Consider the following 21,194-nt stretch of genomic DNA (forward strand, 5'->3'; position numbering starts at 1 on the left):
TGCTCCCGCTCCGGCGCGGGCAGAGTCACTCGACTGTGACTGATCTGGACCACGAACAGGCCCTAGTCGCCGCCCGCCGCGTCCGCGAGGATCTCGGCGACCTTGCGGGCGGTCTCGGTCGGCAGCGGCACCGGGTGCCCCCGCCAGCGTCGCGCCGCCACCATCGCCGCCGCCCCCGCCCCGCCGCCGTACGCGGCGGCCGCCACGGCCGCGGCGAGTTCGGGCCGCAGCTTCTTCTCCAGCAGCAGAACGCTCAGCCGATACGAGGCCGCGGTCGCCAGCGCGCCGAGGGTCCCCGCCACCATGCCCATCTGCACGGCCGGCAGCCGGCGCTGCGCCTTGTCCCACATCTCCCGCTGCGCCGCTTCGGCCACGTCCCGCGTGATCTCCATGCTCTGTACGAGCACCTCCTGCGGGGCCTGCTTTGCCATGCCCTTTCCCTTACCCACCCCCACGCCCCTAAGCATCCCCACCCCAACCCACCCCCACCAACCCCCCACCAATCCGCCGCGGCCAGGCCCACCATCCCCCCAAGCGGCCGTACTGCCGACACCACGACGCCTTCCAGGCCGACAACACCCCGGCCGGTCTCGCAGCAGTGATCTGCTGGGCCGTACGCCGATGGCGTCGTTGACGACGTGGTGCGCAAGCCCGTCGACGGCGGCGGCCCTGGCCAAGGCGGTCCGCAGGCTGCGCACGGCCGGCCCACGCGGGTGCAATCAGCGCTCGCCCGGCCCCGGCGAACCGGGGTCCGCGGATCAAGCCTGCACGACGCTATTTCACCCTGACCAGCACTACGGACCAGTCGGGGCTGCCGGCGTCCTCGACACGGTCGATCTTCCACGTCTGGTCATAGACGGGGAACGTGTCGCCGGGGCGCAGGTCGAGAACATGCTCCTCGTCGGTGGCGGCTCCAAGGCGAACGGTGAGGGGATGCCCCTCCCGCGCATCAACGCCGATAACCCCGAAGCTGGCGGGCTTTCCCGCGACCTCGGTGTTGGCCTGCAGGTGGGGGCCGAGCCATATCTCTTCACGAGCCACGATTACTCCAGAGTGATGTAGCGAGGTTTGAAGTAGGCCTTGAAATCCCTGATCCCCATCGGACGGGGATGGTGTGCGTTCCAGGGGTTGCGGAGATGAATCATGCCGCGCTCGTCGACCTTGGTCACCTCATAGGCATGACCATCCGCCAGATTGTTGGGGAGAAATGACTCGTCCGGCCGTTTGTCACGCGTACCGACCAGTACCGGCTTGCGGTCGGCCAGTCGCCGACGGAAGTCCTCAAGCAACTGCTTGTCGGGAGTTCGCCCCTGGCTGTCGTACTCGGGAAACTCCACGCTCCGGGCCGGCCGACCGGTGAGCTGGGTGAGCAGCTCGGCGCGATCGCGGGGCTTGCTGCCCTGATTCAGCCGGACATACCCGGTCGGCGGCTCTCCGGTTTTCCCCTTGGCTTCCCACAGACGGTTCTCCATGGCACGTCGCTCGTCGTGCCACGTCCGATCGCTTCCGGCGATGGCCTTCTCCAGCACAGGCGCCCACGCGGCCTTGGTCTCGACCGAATCCGCGAAGGCCGGCATGTGCGGCTTGGCGTCGAAGACCGGGAGTTCCGGAGTGACGGTCAGCACGATGGACCGCCCGGTGGGTTCGTAGCGCCTCTTCGAGGGAGAGAACCGCGTCTCGTGGAGGCGCACCTCGTAGTTGCCGTCATCGGTTTCCCGAACGCAGTCCCGGATCGCTTCGGGACGATGTCCGGCTACCGCACCGAGAGCGGCGATGATGCCGCAATCGTTGAGCCTGCCCTGTTTGGCCTGCTCGCGCACCGGCTCACCGTCGAACAGCGGAGTCCGCGTTCCGTCAGGCCGTTCCAGTGGAGTCCCGTACCGATCCGGCACCTTCTCAGGTTTCTCTCTGGGATCCTGAAAGGCCGGCCGGTCGATCGTGTCAGTCAGCTCTCGGGGGTCGTCGGCATGCTCCGACCTCCCGAGAATCTTCCTGCCGAAAACTCGATTGAACCGGTCGGATAGGCTGCCCTCCACGTCATGCTCGTCCCCATCGGCTGTCCGGGCATCATCATCAGGCATGCCTTCACCGGACATCTCCCTTCGGGGCGGCTGGTCGCCTTCCGCTTCTGTACCGGCCTCCGGTCGCGCCTGATCGCCTTGGCGATCCCCCTGGGGGGCGGCTTGGCGGGCGTCGCGGTTTTCGGTGCGGGAGGCACCGTCTCGAGGTCCGCGTGCTTCCCCGGTTCCGTGTGCCTGGCCGGGTGCATCGCCCTCATTCTTGAGCGCTGCCTCGTCATTTAGATCGGACGATTCGTCGGTTGCCTGTGACCCGTCCCCTGGCGCACCGGGACGCGCAGCTGGGAGCGCGGACCCCCTATCCGAGGCCGGCCGCTTTCCGGCGGGCGCTGCCTTGGTGTCTCGCCTGAACGTCCCTGCGTCTTCCGGATTCTCCGGAGGTGCTTGGGCGGCGGCCCTGCTTTCGGCGCGGGAGGGCTGCCCTGGTGCCCCTGGCCGGTCAGGAGGAAGCGCGGACGGCTTGTCCGAAGCCGACGGCTTCTTGAGGTGTTCCACCTTGGAAGCCCTCTGGCTGGTGCTCGTGCCAGCACGATCCCCGGGGGGAGCTTGGGCGGCGGCCCTGCTTTCGGCGCGGGAGGGCCGGCTGGGAGAATCCGGTTGGTCGGGCGGGGGCGGCGGCGGTTTGTCCAGTTGCGGATTCTGGACCGGCTCGACGCGAGTGTCAGTGTCTTTACCCGGGCGATCGACGGCCACGTCGTCGGTCCTTTCGAATGCCGGCCGGGGACCATGCCCCATCCCGGATACCTCCGGGCGACTGCGGAGGGACGCGTGCCACAGATTACCCAAGCGGCTATAGATGGATCTTCGCCATTCACGGCCAGGCGGATTGGGCGTCGTCTTTGTGGCCCCGCAGCTGCGGTAGGGCGGACCCCGCGACCCGCCTCGGTGGCCCCTTTGCTGTCAGCCGTCGTGCTCCAGCGGGGTGACGAGAGCGAACGGGTTCGTCAGGGGGCGGGGGTTAGGTGGGTTAGGGCTTGGGCCAGGTGGTCGGTGGGGGTGCGGGGGGACGGGTCGGTGAGGTTGGCCAGGATGCGGATGGCCAGGCGCATGAGAGAGGGGTGCGTCAGGCCCTGGCGGGTGGCCAGGCGCATGATGTGGGGGTTCTCGATCGCGTTGACGAACCAGCGACCCAGGGTGAAGGGGCCGCCGAGGGACGATCTCAGGGCCTGCGGGTAGGTGTAGAGGACGCGTTCGCGTTGGGACGCCGTCGGGCGGGCCAGGGCCTGGACGATCACGTCGGCGGCGATGCGGGCGGATTCGAGGGCGTAGGTGATGCCCTCGCCGTTCATCGGGTTCGCCATGCCGCCCGAGTCGCCGACCAGCAGCAGGCCGGGGCGGTAGTGCGGCAGCCGGGCGAAGCCCGTCGGGATCGCGGCGCCGCGGACGGGGCCGGTGGCGTTCTCGGGAGTCAGGCCCCATGCGGGCGGGAGCGCGGCCGTCCAGGAGTCCATCAGGCGGCGCGGGTCGTGGTGGGTGCGGCGCAGCAGGGCGACGCCGACGTTGCAGGTGCCGTCGCCCATGCCGAACACCCAGCCGTAGCCGGCGGGCACGACGTCGAGGTGGCATTCGAGCATGTCGTCGTCGTGGCGCGGGCTGCGGAAGTAGCGGCGCACCGCCACGCCGACGGGACGGTCGGCGCGGGGGCGCAGGCCGAGCGCGACGGCGAGGCGGGACGAGGCGCCGTCGGCGGCGACGACGAGACGCGCCTCGAGGGCGCCGGCGTCGGTGGTGACGCCGACGACGCGGCCGGTGCGGTCGTCCAGCAGCGGGCCGGTCACCCGGGTGCGTTCGCGCAGCACGGCGCCGCAGGCCACGGCGCGGCGGGCCAGCAGTTCGTCGAAGTCGCGGCGGGTGCGCAGCAGGCCGAAGGCGGGGAACGCGGTGCCGTCGGGCCAGGGCAGGTCGAGTGCGCGTCCCTCAGCGACCAGGCGGACGCCGCGGTTGCGCGCCCAGCCGGGGCGGTCCAGGTCGACGCCGAGGGTGATCAGCTCGCGGACCGCGCGGGGTGTCAGGCCGTCACCGCAGACCTTCTCGCGCGGAAACGCGGCCTTCTCCAGCAGCAGGACGTCCAGGCCCGCGCGGGCCAGGTGGCAGGCCGCCGCCGAGCCCGCGGGTCCCGCGCCGACCACGATCACATCGGTCACGGCCCGATCGTTCCCGGCGGACGACCGTTGAGTGACGAAGTGACCACATGCGGTCACTGTGCCGCTGGATCGCCCGCCAGCAGCGCCTCCAGGTTGGCCACCAGCATCGTCTCGGCGTACTCGGGGATGGTGCGGGACGTCGACAGGTGCCGCCGGGCGACCGCGAGCGGCAGGTCCGCGACGATCTGGTACAGGCGTTCCAGGCCCTCGGGGGTGTCCAGGCCCAGCCGGCCGCCGAGGGCCCGCACCTCGGCCAGGACGCGGCGGTTGGCGGCGCGCAGGCGCTCGCGGGTCTCCGGCGGCCAGTTCGGCTCGTCGAAGTCGGCGGGCCTGTAGAGCAGGATGCGCGCGTCGCGCGGGTGCTCGCGGCTCCACACCAGCGTGTGCCGGGACGCGGCGATGACCGCCCGGCACGGCGGGTCGAGCCGCAGCGCGTCGTACAGCCCCTCCTGGAAGCGTTCGACGGTGCGCACCCACAGGGCCGCCAGCAGCGCGGGCAGCCCCGGGAAGCGGTGGTACACCGAGCCGCTGGGGGCTCCGGCGGTACGGGCGACCGCGGCGACCGTGACGTTGCGCGGCCCGGACTCCGCCACCAGGTCGGCGGCGGCGTCGAGCAACCGGTCGGCGTCATGGCGCGGCGGTCGTCCCATGCCGACGAGCGTATAACCGGCCGGTCAGTCCGGCGGGCCGCCCAGCTCGGGGACGCGGTGGCGGTAGCGCTCCAGCAGGTGCCGGTTGCGTTCGTCCCCGCCGGGGACGTTGGCGCTGGTCCAGCACGGCAGGTCCAGGCCGCGTCCGGCGGCCAGGTCGTGCAACTCGGCCAGCAGCCGCGTCCACGCGTAGGCGGCCAGGATGGTGGAGGCGGCGGCGGTGCGGGCCGCGCCCGGCGGGTGGACGACGTCGCCGGGCGGCACGGCGGTGTCGACGACGACCGTGGCGTGGTCGGTGAGCCGGCTCTCCGCCCGCGCCGCGGCGTGCCGGGACGCCTCGGGCGACGTCACGGCGATGACCGGGACGCCGCGCGCGGCGCACTCGCGGGCGATCTCCACGGGGTAGGGGTTGCGCCCGCTGGTGGAGAACACCACCGCCACGTCCGGGGGCGACGGGTCGGCCGCCCGCACCACCGACAGGCCGAGGCCGGGACGGCGTTCGGCGTCGGTGCTGGCCAGGGCGTCGTTCAGCGGCAGGACGGACGGGTCCCACAGCGGCCGCACGCACGCCAGGCCCCCGGCGCGGTAGAACGTCTCGCACACCAGGGCCAGGGAGTGCCCGGCACCGCCGACGTGCACCAGGCCGTCGGCGGCGATGGCCTCCAGCACCAGCGCGGCGGCGTCGCCGATCGGCTTGGCGGATCGTTCGTCGAGGTCGTCGAGCAGGGCGCGGACCAGGGCGGGATGCCCTTCAGGCATCGGGCGCAGCCTCCTTCGGGGGGTGTGATCGGTGGGGGTCAGAGCCAGCCCTGCGCGGTGAACGCCTCGCGCAGCCGCTTCTCCAGACCGTCCCGGTCGAGGAAGTCGGTGACCGTGATGACGACGGGCGCCAGGTCGGCGATCTCGGCGGTGTGCATGCCCTGGCCGATGACGACGTCGGGGGTCATCCCCCGGGCGGTGGAGATGTCGGTGTTCTCCACCCGGGCGTCCACGTCGAGCGAGCGCAGCGCGTCCTCGGCGGTCATCTTGAGCATGAGGCTCGACCCCATGCCGACGCCGCAGACGGCGAGCACTTCGAGCCTGCGGTCCAGTGCCATGTTCTCTCTCTCCTTCTCGTCGGTGCCAGTTACGCGCCGGAGACGGCCTCGGCGTCCTTGCCCGAACCGGCGTCCTTGCCGGCGGCGTCCCCCGCCACCGCCTCACGGCGGCTCTCCCGGCGGCCGAGGACGACCAGGGTGACGACGGTCGCGGCGAGCGCCACCACCGGGACGGCCCAGACGGCGGCGCCGCCCACCAGCGGGTCGGCGGCCTTGAGCAGCCAGGCGATCGCGTACCAGTCGGGGTCGGCGAGGGTGGCCAGCTCGGGCGCGGTGCGGTCGAACAGGTCCCAGGTGACGGCCTGCCCGACGGCCAGCGTCAGGCCGCTGATCACGCCGCCGATGACCGCGCCGCGCCAGCCCGCCACCGCGTTGCCGAACAGCGCGGCCGCGCCGCCCACGAAGAACAGCATGATCATCGGCGGGGCCAGGGTGAACCAGCCGGCCGCGGCGAACCCCGCCAGGCAGGCCAGGAACACCGCCAGCGCGGACACGAACCCGATCATGACGGCGGTGGGCGCCACGGGGAAGACGGTCGGGGCGTCCAGCGCGGGCCGGGTGCCGGGGATCACCCGGTCGCTGAAACCCTTGAACGCGGGCACGATCTCGGCCAGGAACATCCGCACGCCGAACAGCAGGATCGCGATGCCGCCCGCGAAGCGCAGGCCCACCAGCAGGCCCCACACCCACGGCGACAGCTTCTCGTCCATCTCGGCGGCCAGCTTGGTCACCACCGCGTCGTCGGCGAACGCCACCGCCGCCAGCATGATCACCGAGATGATCAGGGCGGTGCTGACGTTGATGTCCTTGAAGAACGACAGCTGGCGCGGCAGCTTCAGCTTCTCGGTGTCGTGCCGTTCGCGGTCCCCGAAGGGCCGGGCCACGTACCCGGTGACGAGCGCGGCCAGCGAGCTGGTGTGGGCGAACCCGAACCGGTCGTCCGGCATGGCGCGGCGCATCAGCGGCCGCATCCACAGCGGCTGCAGCGTCCAGTAGGCGGCCACGAACCCGGCGCCGCACAGCACGAGGGTGAGCTGGTCGGCGTCCGGTGCGATGGTGACCAGCGCCGCCACCGTGACGGTGCTGATCCAGAACATCAGGTGCCCGGTCAGGTACAGGTACCGGGCCGCCGGGAACAGCCGGACGATCACCACGTGCACCAGGAACGCCACGGTGATCACCAGCGCGACCGTGCCGCCCTGGCGGGACAGGAACTCGGCCAGCGTGTGGTCGGCCTTGGGCGGCTCGGTGCCCATGGCGCTGGCCAGCACCGTCTGGAAGCTGGTCAGGCCGCCGGTGAACACCTCCACGCCGATGAACAGGATGACGACGCCGATCGTGGCGCGCAGCGCGCCCGCCAGCACGTCCTCCAGGCGCTTGCGCTGCAGGAGCAGGCCGATCAGCGTGATCAGCCCGATGAGGATGGGCACCTGGCCGAACACGTTGTCCGCCAGGAAGGTGAGGACGTCCTTCACGATGTCCATGGGGGGTGTCACCTCGCGTTGTCGGGGACGTAGAGGCGAATGTCGTCGACCAGCGCCGACCCCTCGTAGTAGTTCAGGTGGGGGTCGCCGATGATGAACGAGTCGGGGTAGGCCGAGCCCTTGGGCCAGGTGTGCTCGGTGGTGTGGGTGCCGGCGGGGCCGGTGTGGACGAGCCTTCGGTCGAAGCGCCCGTCGTACTCGCCGGGCGTCTGGTTGTAGTGCCAGATCGGGCGGCCGTCCTCCACGAACTGGTGGCGGACGCGCAGCGTGGTCTGGCCGGTGTGCCGGAACGGGCCGCTCATCTCCAGCGTGTAGCCGGAGTCGTCACGCTCCACCGCGAACCGGTAGGCGGCCTGGGGCAGCAGTTCCGGGCGCAGCTCGACGCTGGTGAGGTGGCCCTGGAAACGGCCGCCCGGCCCGTACGGCCGGTCCATCGAGACGTTCCCGCACGGGGTCTTGATGTAGTACTCGTTGCTGACGTTGTTGTTGGCGGCCTCGCGGAACTTGTCGCCGCGAACGAACAGGGCGTTGACGCCGTTGAAGGTGCCGTCGAAGGTGCGGTAGATCTGCCGCGTCTTGGGGTCGCAGGTCCCGGCGTTCTTCCAGCGGTCGTCGTCGCTGTAGTAGCCGTCCATGATGACCTTGCGCCGGAAGTGGATGCCGGGGTTGCCGTGCGGCGCCGGGGTCGCGTAGTCGAGGATCGTCAGGTAGTAGAACCCGTTCTCTCGCGTGACGTCGGGGTATTCGCACCTGGTCTTGCCGTCCAGCGCGCCCCAGAACGTCCACGGGAAGCGGGTCTTGCAGGGCTCCCTGGTGTAGCCGTTGTGCTTGCCGTCGTAGTCGAACGTGCCGCCGCGCTTGCCGCCGAAGTCGATGCCGCGCAGCGTCATCTCCACGCGGTAGTGCCGGGGCAGGGGGCGGGTGGGACGGATCAGCACCCCGGCGTCCCAGCTCGGCTCGGAGATGCGCCCGACCCGCTGCCCGTCCGGCAGCGTGGCGTTCGCCAGGCCCGGCCGGGAGTCGGGACGGTTGTCGCGGTCCTTGTCGACGGCGGCGATCTCGGCGGTGAGCCAGCCGTTCCGGCCGAACGCGACGCGCTTGCGGAACACGTTGAGCGTGGCGAGCTGCCGCTCGAACGCGGGTCCGCTGATCTTTCTCCACGCCTCGCCGTCGTCGTCGAACGCGTCGACGTGCCAGGGGCTGCGCGGTCCGTGCGGGTCCAGCCGCCACGGCGCGCCGTCGACGGTCAGCGGCCGGTCGAAGCCCTCCCGGGCGACCAGCGTCCAGCCCTTGCGTCCGGCGCCGCCGGCCCCCCTCGCGGCGGCCCCGGACGCGGACTCCGCGGCGACCGGCCGCGCGGCGGAGGCGGCCGCCATGGCGGTCGCCCCCGCGGCCGCCATGGTGACCTTCAAGCATCTCCTCAAGGGGTGCCCTCCCTCTCCTCGGGCGCTGCGCCTCCCGGGTCGGCGCGGACGAATCGACTGGTATTGACCAATTGGGATCAGTCGCCGGGCGGTCTGAGCTCCAGCTCCAGCCGGTACCGGTCCCCGCGGTACACCGAGCGGACGAACTCCACCGGACTCCCCCGGTCGTCGCGGGTCAGCCGCTCGAACAGGAACGCAGGGGCGTGCACCGGCACGCCCAGGACCTCCGCCTCCTCCGGCGTGGTGACGGTCGGCTCGATCGTCTCCACCCCCGCGCCGAGCACGACGCCGTGCTCCCGCAGCAGCTCATAGAACGACCGGCCTTCGAGGTCCTCCCGGCGCAGGCCGGGCAGCAGCGCCCGGGCCATGTGCAGCGTCTCGATGGCCATCGGGGAACCGTCGGCCAGCCGCAGCCGCCGGATGGTGAAGACCTCCTCCACCGGCGACAGCGACAGCCTGCGGCCGATCTTGGCGCCCGCCGCCTCGACCCGGAACGACAGCACCCGCCCGCCGGGCCGCATCCCGCGCCGGATCATGTCCTCGGTGAAGGACGTCATCGTCAGCGGCACCGCGATCCGGGGCTCGGCGACGTACGTGCCGCTCCCGTGCCGCCGCTCCAGCCGCCCCTCGGCGACCAGCCCGTCGATCGCCGCGCGCAGCGTCGGCCGCGACACGCCCAGCTCCTCGGCCAGGCGCCGTTCGGACGGCAGCGCGTCACCGACCTCCAGCGCGTCCAGCATCGCCAGCAACTCCCGCCGCACCGCCCGCCGTTTCGTCGGTGCCGGCTGCCCCCCGTCACCGGATCGCAGGCCGTCCGCGCCTCTCGCCGTCGTTCCCATCGCCACCCACGGTACGGTCGGCCACCCAAGTGGTCAATACCACTTTTCCGCCGGGCCCGGCTCAGCCGCCCCCCGGCCGCCGACGAGGCGTTTCTTCAGGTCAGGCGCCGCCCCCCTGAGCGGACCGGCCCGCGTCGATCACCCCGCGAGCCGGTCCGCGGACCGCAACGCCCGCGTTTCGCCGCCGTCGATCATTCCCCTCGCGAATATTGACATTTTGACTATATTGGTCATAACGGGCAAATGCTTATATTGAGCATGTTTAGGCTCTCTTTCGCTCGGTCGCGGGAGGCGTCGGGTAGAAGCCCCTCATCGAGCCGGGATCGCGTCTCGCACCTGATGCGGGCCGCTCCCGCTCGCCCTGGAGGTAATTCCCATGACCGAGACCCCGCATTTCCCGCCGCCCAGCCGGGACCTGTGCGGCGCGATGCACATCCATCGCCATCTGCTCAACGAGAGCACGACCTATCGCGCGCAGCGCGCGCGGATCGAGAACCGGGCGCTCCAGTACAGGACCGGCCGGCGCAGCCCGGTGCACCGGGGCGTGGTGACCATCCCCGTGGTCGTCCACGTCGTGCACAACCCCACCAACCCGGAACAGAACATCGACGACCGGCAGATCCACAGCCAGATCGACGTCCTCAACCTGGACTACCGGGCCGCCAATCCCGACGTGTCGCAGGTGCCGGAGGTGTGGCGGCCGCTGGTCGCCGATACCCAGATCGAGTTCCGGCTCGCCACGCAGGACCCGCTCGGCAATCCGACCGACGGGATCATCCGGGTCGAGACCGGCCGGGAGTTCTTCCCGGCGGTCGACGACTCGGTCTCCCCTCCGGTGCGCGACCCGGTGAAGGCGAGCGCCACCGGCGGCGCCGACCCCTGGCCGACCGACCAGTACCTCAACATGTGGGTCTGCCAGCTCGGCGACGGCCTGCTGGGCTACGCCCAGTTCCCCGGCGGCCCCCCGCAGACCGACGGCGTGGTGATCCTGAACTCGGCCTTCGGGAACACCGGCACCGCGGCGTTCCCCTTCGACGGGGGCCGCACCGCGACCCACGAGATCGGCCACTGGCTGGACCTGTTCCACATCTGGGGGGACGACGACGGCGCGTGCAGCAACGACGACCGGGTGTCCGACACGCCCAACCAGGCCGACGCCAACCGCGGGGTGCCCGCCTTCCCGCACATCACCTGCGACAACGGGCCCAACGGCGACATGTTCATGAACTACATGGACTACGTCGACGACCGCGCCATGTTCATGTTCACGGTGGGCCAGAAGGAGCGCATGGACGCCTGCCTCGAAGGCGCCCGGGCCGCGTTCCTGGTCGCGCAGATGCGGCGCGCCCCCGCCGCCCCCGCCCCCGCCGCACAGCCCGCGGCGGCAGCGCAGCCCGCAGCGGTGCAGCCCACGGCGGCGACGGCCGGCATGGTGAAGCCCGGCGCCAGGCCCGACGGCGAGGTGGAGCGGATGCTCCACGACACCGAGCGGCTGACCACCGAGCTGCTCGGCGAGATCCGCGACATGCTGGGCGTCGTCGCCCGCGGCACCGGCGGGTGACCGGCCGGGCTCGTCGCGGGAGAAGCGTCGATGCGACGCCCGACCTCACCTTCCCGCCGGGGCGCGGCAGGCCATCACCGTCGTCTCCCGCACGGCCGGCGCGCTGGTGATCGCGAGATGAGCCCGCCCGGTGCTCAGTCCAGGGGGCGTTCGGCCGTTCCCGGGGTGTAGCCGTCCTCGGCCAGGTAGTCGTCGTCCAGGTCTTCGGTGCGTCCGGAGGTCGTGCCGTCCTCCTCGGGTTCGGCGGTCTGCTCCGGGACGTCGGCGTCCATCTCCTCGCCCTGGATGCTGCGGGGCGGGCCGGTCGCGTCCTCCGGCTCGGCGGGGCGCTCGACGGGCGGCTCGCCCGGTTCCTCGGCGGGACGTTCCCTCGGCTGTTCGGTCATGGCGTCGCCCTTCCCGTGCGGGACGCGGGCATGCCGGGGAATAGGGGGCTTTTCTCTGTATGTTGTACGGAGTTGTCGCCCGATCGGGAGGAGAGCCCATGACCGCCTTTGACGCAGCCGCCGAGTTCGATCGCCAGGTCCGGACGTTGCTGGACCGCGGCCACCCCGAGGCCGCTGGCCTGACCGCCGCCGAGTTCGGCGCCCTGCTCGCACCGCTGCGGGAGACCGTGACGGAACGGGGCGGGGCGGCGGTGGCGGTGGCGCCGGAGGAGGGGCGCGTTCCGTTCGTCCTGGTGGTGACCAGGGAGGTGGTGCCGGTCGAGCGGGCTGTCGCGCTCACCACGCTGGCGGGCCGTACCAAGCCCGGTGTCGTCGATCGCCACTTCGCCGACGGCGATCTCATCCGTTTCACGCCGACCAAGGAGGTGGAGCTTCCCGACGCGCACGCCTACGTGCTGTTCGACGTGGAGCGCGGCGAGGAGTTCTGCGGGGCCGTCCCCGAGGACGCCATGGCCGCGATCGCCGACCGCGGACGCACGCCACTGACGATCGAGGAGGGCATCGCGCTGGTGACGCAGTACCCGGCGGCGCTGGCCAAGAACAAGTGCTTCTCCCTGGGCGGCTCGCGCTGCGGCGACCGCCGCGTCCCCGCGATCTGGATCAGCCAGAACGCGCCCAAGCTCGGCTGGTGCTGGGCGGGCAACCCGCACAGCTGGCTCGGGATGGCCTCCGCCGCCGGGCGCGCCGCCGCCGGAACCTGAAGCCGGGGCGTCGGCGGCCGGGGTGTTGACGGCCGGTCCATAGCGGTCTAGACCGGTAAGGACCGGCAGTTCGATCTTCGCCCCGGAAGGAGCGGGATGCCCCCCAACAGCCGACACCGCATGCTCGCCACCGTCCTGACCACCGCCGCCGGCCTCACGCTGGCCTCCCCCCTGCCCGCGCACGCGCACGCGGACGCGGGCAGGGGCGCCCCCGCGGGCTCGTGTGATCCGGCGGCCGTCCTCGGCCGGATGACCGACGCCGAGAAGGTCGGGCAGATGGTCATGGCCATCACGCACGACGGGCCCGACGGCATGCCCGACGAGCAGACCCGGCGTTCGATCCAGGAACTGAACATCGGGTCCGTCATCACCTCCGAGCCGCGCACCCCGGAGCTGGCCGCCCGCTACTCCAACCAGGTGCAGCGGTGGGCGGCCGGCACGCGGCTCGGGCTGCCGCTGCTGGTGTCCGGCGACTTCGAGTTCGGCACCACGCACAACGTGCGCGAGGGCACCACGCCGCTGCCGAACGCGATGGGCCTCGGCGCCGCGCGCGACCCACAGCACGCGCGCGCCGCCGCGGTCATCACGGCGGCCGAGGCGCGCGCGATGGGGTTCCACTGGAACTACGCGCCGGTCGCCGACGTCAACACCAACCCGCGCAACCCGATCATCGGCGTCCGGTCGTTCGGCGAGGACACCGGCCTGGTCAGCCGGTTGACGCAGGCTCAGGTGCGCGCGTACCGGGCCGCCGGGGTCGTCGCGACGCCCAAGCACTTCCCCGGGCACGGCGACACCGAGCACGACAGCCATCTCGGGCTGCCCACCGTCGCCTACGACCGCGCGACGCTGGACCGCGTGCACCTGCCGCCCTTCCGCGCCGCGATCGACGCCGGCGCCGACGCGATCATGACCGCGCACGTGGTCGTCAAGGCCGTCGACCCCACGCTGCCCGCCACGCTGTCGCCGAAGGTGCTGACCGGGCTGCTGCGCGGCGAACTGGGCTACCGCGGGCTGATCGTCACCGACGGCATGGACATGGACGCCATCGACGAGAACTGGGGCACCCGCGAGGCCACGGTCATGGCCGTCAAGGCCGGGGCGGACGTCATCATGTCGACCGGCGAGTACGCCACCCACGTGGACGCCGTCGGCGCGCTGCTGGACGCGGTGCGCTCGGGTGAGCTGCCGCGTACGCGGGTGGACGAGTCGGTGCGCCGCGTGCTGGAGCTCAAGTGCAAGTACGGCGCGTTCCAGCGCAGGTACGTCAGTCCGCGGGCCGCCGAGAAGGTGGCGGGCAACGCGGCGTTCCAGCGGCGCGCCCTGGAGATGGGCGTCGCCGCGACGACGCTGGTGCGCAACGACGGGGGCGTGCTGCCGTTCGACCGGCGGGCGCGCGAGCGCACGCTCGTCGCCGGGGTGGTGCAGACCGAGCAGCTCGCGCGGGCCGTGGACGCCGTCGCCGCCGGGCCGGTGACGTCCTGGCAGGCCGCCACGACCGACCCGACCGACGCCGAGATCGCCGAGGCGGTGCGGCGGGCGCGCGACGCCGACCGGGTGCTGGTCGCCACGTACTCGTCCAAGACCCTGCCGGAGGGCCAGGCCGAGCTGGTGCGCGCGTTGCAGGCCACCGGCAAGCCGGTCGCGGCGCTCGCGACCGGGCTGCCGTACGACATCGAGTCCTACCCCGACGTCCGGGCGTACGTCGCGAGCTACGCCACCACCGCCCGCACGCAGCGGGTCGACATGACGATGCACCGGGCCGCGGCCGAGGTGGTGTTCGGCAGGCAGCCGGGCGGACGGCTGCCGGTGTCCATCGCCGGGCTCTACCCGTACGGGCACGGCCTGCGTTACTGATCGCCGAGCATGGTCATGAAACGGGCGGCCGGGACGTACCGTGGCAAAGGTGAGTGTGGTCCGGCGGGAGGCGCGGCGCCGGTGGTTCGTCGTCGCCGGGCTGGCGACGATGCTCGGCGCGACGCCGTTCGCGGTCGCGGCCTACCCCGCCGAGTCCGGCGGTCCCGGCACCGCCGGGCTCCGGCGGCTCATCCAGGGCTCGGCCGGGCTGCCCTATGAGGGGCTGGTGGAAAGCCACGGCTCGCTCGGCCTGCCCCGGCTGCCCGGGCTGGAGGACGTCACCGGGCTGCTCGGCGGCACGTCCCGCATGCGGGCCTGGTACGACGGGCCGCGGCGCTGGCGCATCGCCCTGCTCACCGCGACCGGCGAACGCGACTACCTGCGTTCCGGCCACCAGACGGCGACCTGGGACTACGAACGCGACCTGCTCGTGCGCGCCACCGGCCGGCCCGCCGTGCAGCTGCCCGGGGCCGCCGACCTGATGCCGCCCGACCTGGCCCGCCGCCTGCTGCGCCTGGCCGCGCCCGGTGACCGCGTCACCGCGCTGCCGGCGCGGCGGGTGGCGGGCCGCTCGGCGTCCGGCCTGCGCGTCGTGCCCGCCGACCGCGACACCACGGTCGGTCACGTCGACGTGTGGGCCGACCCGCGCAGCGGCCTGGCCGTCGAGGTGCGGGTCACCGCGCGCGACACCGGACGCACCGCCCTGCACACCCGCTTCCTGGACCTGCGGCAGCGCAGGCCCGCCGCGTCGGCCGTCGCGCCGCGGCCCGCGCCCGGGGTCGCCACCGCGCAGGTCGACACGCTCGACCTGCTGGCGCGGCTGGCGTCGCGGACGGCCGAGAGCCTCCCGCCGCGGCTCGCCGGGCGCCCCGTCCTGGACTCGACGCCGTCGGTCGCCGCCGTCCGCGCGTACGACGGCGGCTTCTCCTCGCTGGTCGTGGCGCCGCTGCCGGGCCGGTACGGGCGCCGCGTGTTCGAGACCGCCGAGAGCGCCGGGGCGGGACGGGTGGACGTCGGGCCGGGCGCCGACGCGCTGATGGTGCGGTCGTCGGTGGCCACCGCGATGCTGCTGCGGCCGTACGCCGACGTCCGCACGTTCCTGCTGGTCGGCGCGGTACGGCCGGAGCTGCTGCGGGACGCCGCCAGAGAGCTGGGCGCATGATCGTCACACGGGCGCTGACGAAGCGGTTCGGCCGGATCACCGCCGTCGACGGGGTCGACCTGAACGTGCGGGAGGGCGACCGCTACGGCCTGCTCGGCCCCAACGGGTCGGGCAAGACCACGCTCGTGCGGATGCTGCTGGCGCTGGTGTTCGCCACGTCCGGTGAGATCGAGGTGCTGGGGCGGCCGATGCCGCGCCGCGCCCGCGAGGTGCTGCCGCAGGTCGGCGCGCTGGTCGAGGGGCCGGGCGCGTACGGTCACCTGTCCGGACGGGCCAACCTGCGGCTGCTGGACGCGGCGGGGCCGGGCGGCGGCCGCTCGGGGCGGCGGCGCCGTATCGACGCCGCCCTGGAACGCGTGGGGCTCGGCGGCGTCGACGACCGGCCGGTCAGGACGTACTCGCTGGGCATGCGGCAGCGTCTCGGCATGGCCGCCGCGCTGCTGCGCGAACCCCGCCTGCTGATCCTGGACGAGCCCACCAACGGGCTCGACCCGCGCGGCATCCGGGAGGTGCGCGCACTGCTGGAGGAACTGAACGCGGCGGGCACCACCGTGCTGCTGTGCAGCCACCTGCTGTCCGAGGTCGAGCAGTTCTGCACCCGCGTCGGCGTGATGGACCGCGGCCGCCTGGTCCTGGAGGAGTCGATGGCGGCGATCCGCGCGCCCACCGGCCGGGTGACGGTCCGCACCCCCGACGCCGACCGGGTCGTCGCCCTGCTGGACGGCCGCGTCGAGGAACGCGACGGCGACCGTCTCGTGGTGCGCGCCGCCGACCCCGCCGAGCTGAACGCGCGCCTGGTCGGCGAGGGCCTGCGCGTCAGCGAGATGCGGGTGCGGCACCGCTCGCTGGAGGAGGTCGTGCTGGACGTCACCGGCCCCGGCGCCGACCGCGTCGACCGGGAGGGCCGGGACCGCCGATGATCGGCACGGAGCTGGTGAAAATGCTGCGCCGCCCCCGCACCTGGGTGTCGCTGGCGCTGCTGTGCGGGCTGCCCGCCGTCGTCGCGGTGTTCCTCGGCGTCACCGAGGTCGCCCCGGCGCCCGGCCAGGGGCCCGCGTTCCTGTCGGCGGTGCTGTCGAACGGCATGCTCTACCCGGCCGCCGCGCTGGCCATGGTGCTGCCGTTGTTCCTGCCGGTGTCGGTGGCGGTGGTCGGCGGCGACGCCATCGCCGGCGAGGCGGGGTCGGGCATGCTGCGCTACCTGCTGGTGCGTCCGGTGGGACGCACCCGGCTGCTGGTGGCCAAGCTGGTCGCGCTCGTCGCGTACGTGCTGCTGGCCGTGGTGGCGGTCGCGCTCACCTCCTACGGCATCGGCGTCGCGGTGTTCGGCAACGAGCCCGCCACGTCCCTGGCGGGCGCGGACCTGGTGACCTCCGTGTCGGGGACGGGCCTGTCGACGCGGCAGGTCGTCGTGCGGATCGCCCTGGCCGTCCTCTACATCGGCTGGTCGATGCTGGGGGTGGGCGCGATCGCGCTGTTCCTGTCCACGGTCACCGACTCACCGCTGGGCGCCGCGCTCGGGGCGCTGGCCGCACTGGTGACCAGCCAGGTGCTTGTGACGGTGGACGCCGCCGCGTCCGTCCACCCGTACCTGGTCACGCGCTACTGGCTGAGCTGGATCGACTTCTTCCGCGATCCGATCCTGTGGCACGACGTCCAACGCGGAGTCGCCCTGCAGGCCGTGTACGTGGGCCTGCTGCTGGCCGCCGCGTGGGCCAACTTCGCCACCCGCGACGTCACCACCTGACGCGGCCGCTCACGCGGGTGCGCATCCGCTCGGCTCGGTCAGCGGCGCGGTGCCGAGCGCGCGCAGCACGATCCCCATGACGTAGGGGTCGGACGGGAGGTCGGCGTGGCCGGTGCGCGCGTTCGGGCACACGTCCTGGACGACGACGTTGACCGCCCCGCCCAGCCGTGCCGACTCCGGCGGCGTCACCGTCTCGTCCAGGCTCGTCCACACCGACATCCAGGCGGGCCGGCCGGGTACCCGGCCGCCCAGGTCGCGCAGCAGGTCGCTGCCGGGCGCGAGCTGCCGGCACGCGGCGGGGCACGCCGCCGCGCCGAACGCCGTCCCGGCCGCCGCGAGCTGGGCGCCCCGGTGCGGGGAGCCCAGCGAGACGATCCGCCGTGCCTTGCGCGCCCCGTCGTGCTCCGCCGCCCACAAACGCGCCACGACCCCGCCCGCCGAGTGCCCCACCACGTCCACCGACGGCGCGCCGCCGCGCAGCGCCTCGCCGACCCGGCGGTCCAGGGCGCGGGCCTGTTCGCGCAGGTCGCCGGTGCCGTCGCCGGGGAGGTCCAGGACGAACGCCTGCCGTCCGTCCCGCCGCAGCCGGTCGGCCAGCACGCGCAGCCCGCCCGCACCGCCCCCGTACCCGGGGACCAGCACCACCGGCCCCGGCCGGTCCTGCGGCGGCGCGTCGCCGTCACCGCCGCCGCCGACGACCCGCACCGCGACCACCGCGACGACCACGGCCACCAGCACGGCCACTCCGACGACCAGGGCCCGCCGCCGGGGGCTCAACCCGCCCAGCACCCACATCGCGCCTCCCTTCCCCACCCTCCAACGCGTCAGGAAGCCGTTCGACATCCAGAAGGCACGTGCTCAGCGTCGGCTCATGGGGATCGTGCTCTCGGTCAACGTCGGCAGGACGCGGCCCTTGGAAGGGCGGGACGACAGGCATCGACAAGCAGCCGGTGACGGGACCGGCGCGCTCACCCTCGAACCGGATCTGCTGCCGACGCTGACGGCCGCGCGGGCGCTCCCCCGCGAGGTCGGGGACCCGGCCGCGCGCCGGGTGACCCGCCCACGTGGTACGGCAGGTAGCACATCGACGTGACCCGCTCGTCCTTGCAGGCCAGGCACAGGTACGTGCGGTGGCCGCGCAACCCGGGCCCGCGCCGCACGCACGGCGGGCAGATGCACGGCGACCAGCCGACGATCACCCGTCCGGGGCCCAGCGGATGACCCTGGGGACACAGGAACGGGACATGGTCACGGCCGGTCGCACGCACACCGCAACCCTACTCGAACATACGATCGAACCCGCCGCCGCCCCAGCGCCGCCCGTGGGGGACTGAGGCGGCGCTGGTGCCCGAGGCGGCGGATAAACGGCTCAGTGGTCGCGGTCGAGGACCAGGTGCGCCAGGGCGCGCAGCTCGGCGCGGGGACGCTCGACCGGGGCGGCGGCGTCGAGCTCGGCGAGGGCTTCGGCCTTCAGGCGGCGGGCCCGCTGCCGTGCCCAGGCCCGGCCGCCCGCCTCCTCGACCAGCCGGGCGGCGCGGGCGGCGTCGCCCTCGGGCAGCGGGCCGTCGCGCAGGTAGAGGCGGGCCAGCTCGCCGCCCGCCGCGGTGCCCGACGCCAGCGCGGCCACCACGGGCAGCGACTTCTTGCGGCGGCGCAGATCGGCGTGGACGGGCTTGCCGGTGACGGCCGGATCGCCCCAGATGCCCAGCAGGTCGTCGACGAGCTGGAACGCCAGGCCGATGCGTGCGCCGAACCGCCGCAGCCCCCCGATCTGCGGCGGCGTCCCACCCCCGTACGCGGCGCCGAGCGCGCACGAGGCGGCCAGCAGCGCACCGGTCTTGTGCTCGGCCATGCGCAGGCATTCGGGCACGTCCACGTCGGTGCGCGTCTCGAACGACACGTCGGCGCACTGGCCCTCCACCAGGTCCAGCACGGCGCGGCTGAGCGTCCGCACGCCCTCGGCCAGCACGCCCTCGACCGGCACGCGTTTCGCCACCCCGTGCTCGGCCGGCGCGTGCCCGGCGGGCGGCCATGCGGACGGGGCGCCCGCCAGGCTCTCGAAGGCGCAGGCCAGCAGGGCGTCCCCGGCCAGGATCGCCGGGTTGGCGCCGAACACGCTCCACGCCGTGGGCCGGTGGCGGCGGGTGCGGTCGCGGTCCATCACGTCGTCGTGCAGCAGCGAGAAGTTGTGCGTCAGCTCGACGGCGAGCGCGGCGGGCAGTCCGTCGGCGGCGGCGCCGCCGACGGCCTCCGCCGACAGCAGCGCCAGCGCGGGGCGCAGCGCCTTGCCCGCGCCGCCGCCGGCGACGGGCCGCCCGCGCTCGTCCAGCCAGCCGAAGTGGTAGGCGGTGACGGCCCGCACCTCGTCGGGCATGCCGTCGACGACCGCGCGCAGGCCCGGGTCGACCAGGGCGCGGCTCCAGGCCAGCACCTCCGCCGCCGAGCGCGGCGCGCCCCCCTGGTGCTCGGCGGCCGGGGGTTCGGCGGCAGCGGGCTCGACGGCCGGGGGCTCGGCGGCCGGCATGGCGGCGCTCACCGGCCGACCTCCACGTTCTCCAGCATGCCCAGCGCGTCGGGCACCAGCACCGCGGCCGAGAAGTAGGTGCTGACCAGGTACGACAGAATTCCCCGCTCGTCTATGCCAGTGAAGCGCACCGACAGGCCGGGCGACACCTCGTCGGGGATGCCGGTCTGCCGCAGGCCGACCACCCCCTGCTTGTCCTCGCCGAGCCGCATCGCCAGGATCGCGCTGGTGCCCCGGCGGCTGACCGGGATCTTGTCGCACGGCAGCAGCGGCACCCCGCGCCAGGCGTGCACGCGGGCCCCGTCCAGCTCGACCGGACGCGGGTACACGCCGCGCCGGTTGCACTCGCGGCCGAACGCGGCGATCGCACGCGGATGCGCCAGGAACACCCGGGTGCCCCGGCGGCGGCTCAGCAGCTCGTCCAGATCGTCGGGCGTGGGCGGCCCGCCGTCGGTCTGGACGCGCTGACGCAGGTCCACGTTGTGCAGCAGCCCGAAGTCACGGTTGTTGACCATCTCGCGTTCCTGCTGCTCGCGCAGCGCCTCGATGGTCAGCCGCAGCTGCTCGCCCACCTGGTCGTACGGGCTGTTGTAGAGGTCTGCGACGCGGGTGTGCACGCGCAGCAGCGTCTGCGCCACGGCCAGCTCGTACTCGCGCGGCGCGAGCTCGTAGTCGACGAACGTGCCCGGCAGCACCGGCTCGCCCTCGTGACCGGACGCCAGCTCGATGGCGGCCTCGCCGTGCCGGTTGTGCGGGGGAAGGGCCGCCGACCGATGCTCCTCCAGGTGGGCGCGCAGCGCGTCGAACCGGCCGGTCAGCTCGTCGATGTCGGCGCGCGGCAGCGTCAGCACCGTGCAGGGGGTGAGCGCCCGGACGGTGAACTCCCAGCGCTCGTCCCCGCCCAGCAGCGCGCGGTCGCCGAAGAACTCGCCGTCGGCCAGCACCCCGAGCCGGGTGAGGCCCCCGTACTCCCCCGCGCCGAGCTTGACGGCCTTGCCGTGCGCGATCAGCACGACCCGGTCGACCGGCCGCCCGGCCTCGACGATCGTGTCGCCGGGCTCGTACACGCGCTGCGCGAACCGTCCGGCCAGGCCCTCCAGGACCTCGCCGTCGTCCAGGCCGCGCAGCGCCGGAAGCTCGGCCAGCTCGGGCGGCACCACCCGCACCTGCCCGGCGCTGACCACGAACGTCACCCGGCCGTCGCCCACCCGGTAGGTCAGGCGGCGGTTCACCCGGTAGGCGCCGCCGGGCGCCTGCACCCACGGCAGCACGCGCAGCAGCCACCGCGGCGTGATGCCCTGCATCTGCGGCCTGGACTTGGTGGTGGTCGCCAGATTGCGCGCCGCCGCCGTGCTCAGGCTCAACTGCTCGACCGTCACGACCTGCTCCTCCCGCCATCACGGATGGACGATCCCGGCCCGGCGGGCCGGGCGGGCACGGCGGGCCCGGTGCGCCCGCCCGCGCCCCGGCCCGCCGGGCCGCT

General features: G+C 73.4%; 21 protein-coding genes. 7 read left to right on the forward strand and 14 right to left on the reverse strand.

Annotated features, from left to right (window positions below):
• Window positions 1-62: 62 nt before the first annotated feature.
• The 10 genes from ABD811_RS21190 to ABD811_RS21235 form a co-directional block, all read right to left on the reverse strand.
• On the reverse strand, window positions 63-431 hold the full coding sequence (locus ABD811_RS21190) for a phage holin family protein (RefSeq protein WP_344950303.1): 369 nt from the start codon (window positions 429-431) through the stop codon (window positions 63-65).
• Between the two features lie 343 nt (window positions 432-774).
• Window positions 775-1,041, reverse strand: a complete 267-nt coding sequence (locus tag ABD811_RS21195; RefSeq protein WP_344950306.1) for a DUF6406 domain-containing protein — start codon at window positions 1,039-1,041, stop codon at window positions 775-777.
• Between the two features lie 2 nt (window positions 1,042-1,043).
• Window positions 1,044-2,081: a C2 family cysteine protease gene (locus ABD811_RS21200; RefSeq protein WP_344950309.1), complete on the reverse strand. Its 1,038-nt coding sequence runs from the start codon at window positions 2,079-2,081 to the stop codon at window positions 1,044-1,046.
• A gap of 941 nt (window positions 2,082-3,022) precedes the next feature.
• Window positions 3,023-4,222: a geranylgeranyl reductase family protein gene (locus ABD811_RS21205; protein ID WP_344950312.1), complete on the reverse strand. Its 1,200-nt coding sequence runs from the start codon at window positions 4,220-4,222 to the stop codon at window positions 3,023-3,025.
• A 53-nt stretch (window positions 4,223-4,275) separates the two neighbouring features.
• Window positions 4,276-4,872 (reverse strand): TetR/AcrR family transcriptional regulator, encoded by a 597-nt coding sequence (locus ABD811_RS21210; protein WP_344950314.1) that lies wholly within the window; start codon window positions 4,870-4,872, stop codon window positions 4,276-4,278.
• 24 nt (window positions 4,873-4,896) lie between these two features.
• Window positions 4,897-5,631 carry an SIS domain-containing protein gene (locus ABD811_RS21215; RefSeq protein ID WP_344950317.1) on the reverse strand — a complete coding sequence of 245 codons (735 nt, stop codon included), beginning with the start codon at window positions 5,629-5,631 and terminating at the stop codon, window positions 4,897-4,899.
• Between the two features lie 38 nt (window positions 5,632-5,669).
• Window positions 5,670-5,969, reverse strand: a complete 300-nt coding sequence (locus tag ABD811_RS21220; RefSeq protein ID WP_344950321.1) for a PTS sugar transporter subunit IIB — start codon at window positions 5,967-5,969, stop codon at window positions 5,670-5,672.
• Between the two features lie 29 nt (window positions 5,970-5,998).
• A complete protein-coding gene (gene ulaA, locus ABD811_RS21225) occupies window positions 5,999-7,453 on the reverse strand; it encodes a PTS ascorbate transporter subunit IIC (protein WP_344950324.1) in 1,455 nt (484 codons plus the stop codon).
• 8 nt (window positions 7,454-7,461) lie between these two features.
• Window positions 7,462-8,865, reverse strand: a complete 1,404-nt coding sequence (locus ABD811_RS21230; RefSeq protein WP_344950327.1) for a hypothetical protein — start codon at window positions 8,863-8,865, stop codon at window positions 7,462-7,464.
• Between the two features lie 89 nt (window positions 8,866-8,954).
• The gene (locus ABD811_RS21235) at window positions 8,955-9,716 is read right to left on the reverse strand and encodes a GntR family transcriptional regulator (protein WP_344950330.1); all 762 of its coding nucleotides are present in this window, start codon (window positions 9,714-9,716) and stop codon (window positions 8,955-8,957) included.
• A 376-nt stretch (window positions 9,717-10,092) separates the two neighbouring features.
• Between ABD811_RS21235 and ABD811_RS21240 the strand changes: the two genes are divergently transcribed.
• Window positions 10,093-11,277: a zinc metalloprotease gene (locus tag ABD811_RS21240; RefSeq protein ID WP_344950333.1), complete on the forward strand. Its 1,185-nt coding sequence runs from the start codon at window positions 10,093-10,095 to the stop codon at window positions 11,275-11,277.
• A 134-nt stretch (window positions 11,278-11,411) separates the two neighbouring features.
• Here the strand turns inward: ABD811_RS21240 and ABD811_RS21245 are convergent, their stop codons facing one another.
• The gene (locus ABD811_RS21245; RefSeq protein ID WP_344950336.1) at window positions 11,412-11,663 is read right to left on the reverse strand and encodes a hypothetical protein; all 252 of its coding nucleotides are present in this window, start codon (window positions 11,661-11,663) and stop codon (window positions 11,412-11,414) included.
• A gap of 98 nt (window positions 11,664-11,761) precedes the next feature.
• Here ABD811_RS21245 and ABD811_RS21250 point away from each other — a divergent pair, with 98 nt between their 5' ends.
• The 5 genes from ABD811_RS21250 (at window position 11,762) to ABD811_RS21270 (ending at window position 17,187) form a co-directional block, all read left to right on the forward strand.
• Window positions 11,762-12,424, forward strand: a complete 663-nt coding sequence (locus tag ABD811_RS21250; RefSeq protein ID WP_344950339.1) for a DUF5701 family protein — start codon at window positions 11,762-11,764, stop codon at window positions 12,422-12,424.
• 96 nt (window positions 12,425-12,520) lie between these two features.
• Window positions 12,521-14,278, forward strand: a complete 1,758-nt coding sequence (locus ABD811_RS21255; protein WP_344950341.1) for a glycoside hydrolase family 3 protein — start codon at window positions 12,521-12,523, stop codon at window positions 14,276-14,278.
• Between the two features lie 49 nt (window positions 14,279-14,327).
• A complete protein-coding gene (locus ABD811_RS21260) occupies window positions 14,328-15,440 on the forward strand; it encodes a hypothetical protein (protein WP_344950344.1) in 1,113 nt (370 codons plus the stop codon).
• Window positions 15,437-16,360, forward strand: coding sequence for an ABC transporter ATP-binding protein (locus ABD811_RS21265; protein ID WP_344950347.1), 924 nt, complete (start codon window positions 15,437-15,439; stop codon window positions 16,358-16,360). Before ABD811_RS21260 ends, ABD811_RS21265 begins: the two co-directional genes overlap by 4 nt.
• A complete protein-coding gene (locus tag ABD811_RS21270; protein ID WP_344950350.1) occupies window positions 16,357-17,187 on the forward strand; it encodes an ABC transporter permease in 831 nt (276 codons plus the stop codon). The genes ABD811_RS21265 and ABD811_RS21270 overlap by 4 nt, the downstream gene beginning before the upstream one ends.
• A gap of 9 nt (window positions 17,188-17,196) precedes the next feature.
• On the opposite strand, the gene ABD811_RS21275 is transcribed toward ABD811_RS21270, so the two are convergent.
• Window positions 17,197-17,982, reverse strand: coding sequence for an esterase/lipase family protein (locus tag ABD811_RS21275; protein WP_344950353.1), 786 nt, complete (start codon window positions 17,980-17,982; stop codon window positions 17,197-17,199).
• A 294-nt stretch (window positions 17,983-18,276) separates the two neighbouring features.
• Between ABD811_RS21275 and ABD811_RS21280 the strand changes: the two genes are divergently transcribed.
• A complete protein-coding gene (locus tag ABD811_RS21280) occupies window positions 18,277-18,408 on the forward strand; it encodes a hypothetical protein (RefSeq protein WP_344950355.1) in 132 nt (43 codons plus the stop codon).
• A gap of 148 nt (window positions 18,409-18,556) precedes the next feature.
• Here ABD811_RS21280 and ABD811_RS21285 read toward each other — a convergent pair whose 3' ends face one another.
• Together ABD811_RS21285 and ABD811_RS21290 are read right to left on the reverse strand one after the other, a co-directional pair.
• Window positions 18,557-19,723: a polyprenyl synthetase family protein gene (locus tag ABD811_RS21285; protein ID WP_344950357.1), complete on the reverse strand. Its 1,167-nt coding sequence runs from the start codon at window positions 19,721-19,723 to the stop codon at window positions 18,557-18,559.
• On the reverse strand, window positions 19,720-21,090 hold the full coding sequence (locus tag ABD811_RS21290; RefSeq protein ID WP_344950360.1) for a family 2B encapsulin nanocompartment shell protein: 1,371 nt from the start codon (window positions 21,088-21,090) through the stop codon (window positions 19,720-19,722). Before ABD811_RS21290 ends, ABD811_RS21285 begins: the two co-directional genes overlap by 4 nt.
• Window positions 21,091-21,194: the final 104 nt, after the last annotated feature.

This window comes from Actinomadura miaoliensis, from assembly GCF_039536785.1.
Classification (GTDB): domain Bacteria; phylum Actinomycetota; class Actinomycetes; order Streptosporangiales; family Streptosporangiaceae; genus Spirillospora; species Spirillospora miaoliensis.